At 60.1% G+C, this 6,413-nt stretch carries 2 protein-coding genes; both read right to left on the bottom strand.

The window, feature by feature from the left end:
- Positions 1-20 precede the first annotated feature (20 nt).
- Positions 21-2,183, bottom strand: a complete 2,163-nt coding sequence (locus KGA88_RS03560) for a calcium-binding protein (RefSeq protein WP_223589011.1) — start codon at positions 2,181-2,183, stop codon at positions 21-23.
- 106 nt (positions 2,184-2,289) lie between these two features.
- Positions 2,290-6,231: a beta strand repeat-containing protein gene (locus KGA88_RS03565; protein WP_223589013.1), complete on the bottom strand. Its 3,942-nt coding sequence runs from the start codon at positions 6,229-6,231 to the stop codon at positions 2,290-2,292.
- Positions 6,232-6,413: the final 182 nt, after the last annotated feature.

Genomic DNA, 6,413 nt, shown 5'->3' on the forward strand with positions numbered 1-6,413 from the left:
GATATGCAGCGTCTGGCCGATCAGGCAATAAGGTCCGCAGTTTGCAAGTTGCTCACACCGAGCAACTGAATTTCGAACTCCGCGGCGGTGTCGGCGTCGGTGCTGCCGTAGAGGATGCCGCCGGCGAACCGTAGCTGCCCTGTGGCATTGCTGCTGAATGCACTGGAGCCAATGAAGCTGAACGCATCGTTGGCCGCCGTCAGCAAGTTGGCGTCCAGGGTCGACAGGTCGATCTTGTCGCCTTCGCTGCTCTTGAAATCGCCAATGACATCGCGCAGGGCGGCGCCCAGGCCCATTTCACTCAGGGCATTGAAGTCGAATTTGTCGGCCCCTGCGCCACCATAAAGCTTGTCCAGGCCCGTGCCGCCGATCAGCAGGTCATTGCCGGCGCCACCGGTGAGCGTGTCGTTGCCGGCACCGCCAGTGAGGGTGTTGGCAAGCGCATTGCCGGTCAGCTTGTCGTTATAGTTGCTGCCCGTGAGGTTCTCGAAGTTCAGCAGGGTGTCGGAACCGGAACCACCAGTGGCTTGCGCGGTAGTCAGCCCCAGGTTGACCGTGACCGCCGCCGTGGCATAGGCATAGGACGCGGTATCGATACCGGCGCCGCCATTGAGGACGTTGTTGCCGGTCCCGGCGTCGATGATGTTGTGGAGGCTGTTGCCGATGCCATTGGCATTGCCGGTCGCCAGCAGGCGCAGGTTCTCGACGTTGTCACCCAAGGTGTAGGCGCCGAGGAAGCTGTAGACGCTATCGGTGCCGCCGGTGATGGCCGTGGCATTGGTCTCGCTGACGATATCGCCGGCATTGTCGACGTAGTAGAGGTCGGAGCCATCGCCGCCGATCAGGCGGTCGGCACCGGCGGCGCCATTGAGCGAGTCATTGCCGGCACCGCCGTTCAGATGGTCGTTGGCGCGGCCACCTGTAAGTGTGTCGTTGCCTGCGCCGCCGTCGATGATCACGCTGCCGGCGCCGGTCCACGTCAGGGTGTTGGCCAAGGCATCGCCTGTCAGGCTGGAAACCTTGTTGCCGTTCGCGTCAAAGCGCTGGGTATAAACGTCAACTTGCCCGCTCGCCTTCGAGGACTCCCAGGCAACCACGTAGCCGCCATCGGCCAATGCAGTCACCTGGGAGAACAATTGATTGTCGGTGGTCGTGGTGTTAATGCGGGTTTCGGTGCCCACCTTGACGCCGCTGGCATTGAAGCGTTGGCAGAAGATGCCATTTACATCACCGGTGCCTTGGCCTGCCCAGGTCACCAGATAGCCACCATCCGTCATTGCGGTGATATTAGGCTCTTCCTGATTGCCTGCGATGGTGGTGTTGACCCGGGTTTCCACGCCCACTTTTACGCCTGCGGCATTGAAAAGCTGCGCGTAGATGTCGCCGGGGGCATCGGTTTCGTCGTTGCCATCGCCATCGTTGGGAGCCGATTGCCAGGTGACGACGTAGTTACCGCTACTCAGGACCTTGACGACGGGGTCTGTCTGATCGTCGGCCACGCTGGTATTGATGCGGATTTCTCCGCCCGATTTGCTGCCGTCGGCCTTGAACCGCTGACCGAAGATGCCGGATGCATCGCCTGTTCCGTTACCCTCCCAAACCGCCATGATGCCGCCATCGGCAAGGCCCGTGACAGTAGAGTCATCCTGCTCGGACAGAGTGGTGGTAGCGACGCGAGTCTCCACACCGACCTTCACCCCGCTGGCGTCATAGCGCTGCAGGTAACTGCCCCAACCGCTGCCGTCCTGGCCGAAAGAAGCCCAGGACACCACAAAGCCGCCGTCCTTCAGCGAAGTGATCTGCGCGCTGTCCTGCTCACCCATTCTGGTTGTGTTGACGATGAACTCGCCTCCAACCTTGACGCCATTGGCGTTGTAGACCTGGGCGGCGATGTCCGACATATCGTCGAAGGTATCCGATTGCCAGGCGACCACGTAACCGCCATTGGCCAATGCGGTAATGGAGGGATCTTCCTGTGCGCTGTTGGTAACCTTGTTGACCAGGGCTGGCGCGCCTACCTTCACACCACTGGCGTTATAGCGCTGGGTGTAGATGTAGTCGGTAAAGCTTGTTCCCTGATCGCTCCACGCCACGATGTAACCACCGTCCTTCAGAGCCGTGAGGGAGGGCTCGGAGTTTTTGCCAGTCGTAGTGTTGACGCGGATTTCGCCCAGGGTTGGCATTGCAAATTCCTTTTACGCAACGAGAAAACGGAAGTGACTGGCAGTCTACAGGGCAAAATGATGGCGGCAAACTGCCATCAGTCAGGTGTCTCGGCCCTCCCGCGAGTTAAAGTATGAAGTCCCCCGTCGTTACGCTGCTGATACCGACTACCTGAATGGCGAACTCGGCGGCGCTGTCGGCATCGGTATTGCCGTAGAGCACCCCCCCTGAAACTTTCAACTGGCCGGCCGCACTGAAGGCAACGGTACTGCCGATGACCGAGGTGAAGGCTTCATTGGTGGCCGTCGCCGTGTTGGCATCGAGCGTCGACAGGTCAATCTTGTCGGCTCCCCGGGTGAAGTCGCTGATGATGTCCCAGGTGGCGCTGGTCAGCCCCGTTTCAGCGACGGCGTTGAAATCGAAGATGTCATTGCCGGCACCGCCGGTGAGGACATCCTTGCCTGTACCGCCGATCAGGATGTCGTTGCCGCTTCCACCGCTCAGCAGGTTGGCGGCGGCGTTGCCCGTGAGCCTGTCGTTGTAGTTGGAGCCCGTGAGGTTTTCGATGGCGATAAGGGTGTCGGCGCCTGATCCACCGGTGGCCTGGGCCGTGGTCACGGCCAGGCTGACGCTGACGGCGCTGGCGGCATAGAGGTAGGAGGCGGTGTCGACGCCGGTGCTGCCATTGAGCAGGTTACTGCCGGCCCCGGAGTAGAACGTGTTGTCGAGACTGTTGCCCGTAAGGGCGGCGGCCCCGGTCGTGAGGAGGCGACCGTTCTCGACATTGGCGCCCAGGGTGTAGACGCTGATAAAGCTGTAGACCGTGTCGCTGCCGCCAATGCTGGCCGTGGCATTGGTTTCCATCACGACGTCGAGAATGTTGTCGACGTAGTAGGCGTCAGAACCATCACCGCCCGTCATCCTGTCGACGCCCGTGCCGCCATTCAAAACGTCGTTGCCGGCGCCACCATTGAGCAGGTTGGCGGCGGCGTTACCCGTGAGCGTGTCGTTGTAGTTGGAGCCCGTCAGGTTTTCGATGGCGATCAGGGTGTCCGAGCCTGATCCAATGGTTGCCTGAGCCGTGGCCACAGCCAGGCTGACGGTGACTGCGCTGCCAGCATAGACGTAAGAGGCCGTGTCGACGCCGGTGCTGCCATTGAGGACGTTGTTTCCGGCCGCGGCAAAGAGGGTGTTGTCGAGGCTATTGCCCGTCAGGGCGGCAACCCCGGTGGCGAGGAGGCGCCCGTTCTCGACATTGGCACCGAGGGTGTAGGCGTCGAGATAGCTGTAGACCGTGTCGCTGCCGCCGGTGCTGGTCGTCGCATTGGTTTCAATCACGACGTCGCCGGTACTGCTGACGTAGTAGGTGTCAGAACCCTCACCGCCGGTCATTCGGTCGAGGCCTGCGCCGCCATTCAAAACGTCATTGCCGGCGCCACCATCGAGCAGGTTGGCGGCGGCGTTGCCCGTGAGCGTGTCGTTGTAGTTCGAGCCGGTGAGGTTTTCGATGGTGATCAGGGTGTCGGCGCCCGATCCGCCGGTAGCCTGGGCCGTGGTCACGGCCAGGCTGACGGTGACTGCGCTGCCGGCATAGACGTAAGAGGCCGTGTCGACACCAGTGCTGCCATTGAGGACGTTGTTACCGGCCGCGGCAAAGAGTGTGTTGTCGAGGCTATTGCCCGTGAGAGCGGCCACTCCGGTGGCAAGGAGGCGACCGTTCTCGACATTGGCGCCGAGGGTGTAGGCGTCGAGATAGCTGTAGACCGTGTCGTTGCCGCCGGTGCTGGCCGTCGCATTGGTTTCAATCACGACATCGTCGGCGCTGCTGACGTAGTAGGTGTCAGAACCCTCACCGCCCGTCATCCGGTCGAGGCCTGCGCCGCCATTCAAAACGTCATTGCCGGCGCCACCGTACAGCAGGTTGGCGGCGGCGTTGCCCGTGAGCGTGTCGTCGTAGTTGGAGCCCGTGAGGTTTTCGATGGCGATCAGGGTGTCTGAGCCTGATCCGCCGGTGGCCTGGGCCGTAGTTACGGCCAGGCTGACGGTAACTGCACTGCCTGCATAGGCGTAGGAAACCGTGTCGACGCCGGTCATGCCATTGAGGACATTGTTGCCGGCCCCGGAAAAGAGAGTGTTGTTGAGGCTGTTGCCTGTGAGGGCGGCAACCCCGGTGGCGGTGAGGCGACCGTTCTCGACATTGGCGCCGAGGGTGTAGGCATTGAGAGCGCTATGGACCGTATCGCTACCACCGCTGCTGAGCGTCGGATCGGTTTCGGTCACGATGTCGCCGATGTTGTCGACATAGTAGGTGTCGTTGCCGAGTCCGCCGATCAACGTGTCGGCACCCGACTTGCCGCTGAGGATATTGGCCCCATTATCGCCGGTCAGAACATCATTGAAACTACTGCCGATGATGTTTTCGATACTCCACAACTGGTCGGCAAAGTCTGAGATGGCTTGCTCCACGTCATTGATGAAGTTCCCGATACCGGTGTCCGGAGCAGGCCTGCTGTTAAGCAGGGCAATGGCACCCGTTGCATACCCAAAGCCGGTGGCCAGGTTCACGACCACGCTCGATTGGGCATTGGCATAACTGACGAAATCGTTGCCGGCGCCACCGTCGAGGGTTTCGCCGTGGTAGAACCAGAAATCAAAGCCGCCAATCTGATTGCCAGATTCATCGTATGTCGTTTCGTATGCAATCGACTCCAGCGTCGCCGAATATCCCCCTTCAGCCATCAGGGTATCGTTGCCGCCTTCTCCCTTGACAAGATCACGGCCGACACTGCCATCCAGGGTATTGTCTTGCGCGTTACCGATCAGGGTGTCGTTGAACCGGCTTCCGATCACCGCCTCGATGCTTCCCAGGGCGTCCGTGCCGGAGCCGCCCGTGACTTGCGATACGGTGCCCAGATTGATGGTGACGGCAGCGTCCGCGTACTCATATGAAACGGTATCGAAGCCTGTATTACCGAAGAGACTATTATTGCCGCTACCTGCGTAGAGTACGTTGTCGAGAGCGTTGCCGCCCAGATTGGAGGTCCCGGTCGAGAGAATGCGGCCATTCTCGATATTGGCACCGAGCACGTAATTTTCGAGGGTGTTGGCGACCAGGTCAACGCCGCCAGTGCCGGTTTCGCTGACCACATCGCCGAGATTGTCGACGTAATAGGTGTCGCCGCCATCGCCGCCCTGCATGGTGTCGGCACCCGTGCCTCCGTCCAGGATATCGTCGCCACCGTAGCCCATCAGGGTGTTCTTGCCACTGTTGCCGGTCAGCCGGTTGTTCAGGTCGTTACCGTCACCATTGATATTTTCGCTGCCTGTCAGCTCCAGGTTTTCCAGGGTGCTGCCCAGGGTGTAGCTGGGCAGGCTGGACTTGACCAGATCGGTACCACCGCTGTCCGGCACTATTTGGTCTTGGTCTATGTGGTAGTTGTAGAAGAAGCTGTCGCCGACGCTCTGTAGGGAGGAAACGCCTCCCTCAGACGCAAAGGAAAACCAGCCAGTGACAAATCCAGTGCCACGGGAGTAGTAGATGCCTTGACCCCAATACAGTCCGGATGATTCGGAAAAGAACAGAGCATCGATTTGCTGTTGACTGCCCAATCCAGTCTGAAAGGGGTCCATGACCCCGGAAATCAAAAGCCCGGATACATCGGTGAAGTCAGACTTCAGCTCGGGGATCTTGTCGAGAATGTAAATGTCATCCCCGTTGCCGCCGTCCAGCGTGTCCAGGCCTACACCGCCATCGAGAATGTCATCCCCCGCCAGTCCGGAAATGCTGTCTGGCTCACTTGTCCCCAATAGATCATCGTTGCTCGTAGTGCCTGTTATCACGGCCATGTGTGATTTTCCTTTTTCCGGGCAGCAAGTGGAAACCCACGCGGCCGTGTTGTTATTGCCACCAGTAACAGGCGAGGTGAAGCCGCCGGGCATTTCAGCGAAATTCGTCGAGGCCATGCAGGCCAGGATGACGAACTCGGCTGTGTTGTACGCAACGGTGTCGCTGTAGAGCCGCCACGCTGCAACCTTCAAATGCCCGGCGGCACAGATAGTGGCACTCATTGTATATAGCCATTTGCCACTGCGCTTGCCCGGTCGTCGTCTCAAATGGGGATGTGTGACGGCACTGCATTTGTGCTTCAGGCCGGTTGATTTGCGAAAATTCGCCGATGGTCTGACTGCGCGAGTCGAACCGGACATAAAGGGGGGCGAGTCAGTAACGTTTCAGGGGGGAGTGTGGGGAG

Origin of the sequence: Pseudomonas sp. A-R-19 (assembly GCF_019956575.1) — a bacterium.
Taxonomy (GTDB): Bacteria; Pseudomonadota; Gammaproteobacteria; order Pseudomonadales; family Pseudomonadaceae; genus Aquipseudomonas.

Excerpts from the sequence above, each read along its gene's own strand:
- KGA88_RS03560 (WP_223589011.1), bottom strand. The coding sequence starts at position 2,183 with ATGCCAACCCTGGGCGAAATCCGCGTCAACACTACGACTGGCAAAAAC.
- KGA88_RS03565 (WP_223589013.1), bottom strand. The coding sequence starts at position 6,231 with ATGAGTGCCACTATCTGTGCCGCCGGGCATTTGAAGGTTGCAGCGTGG.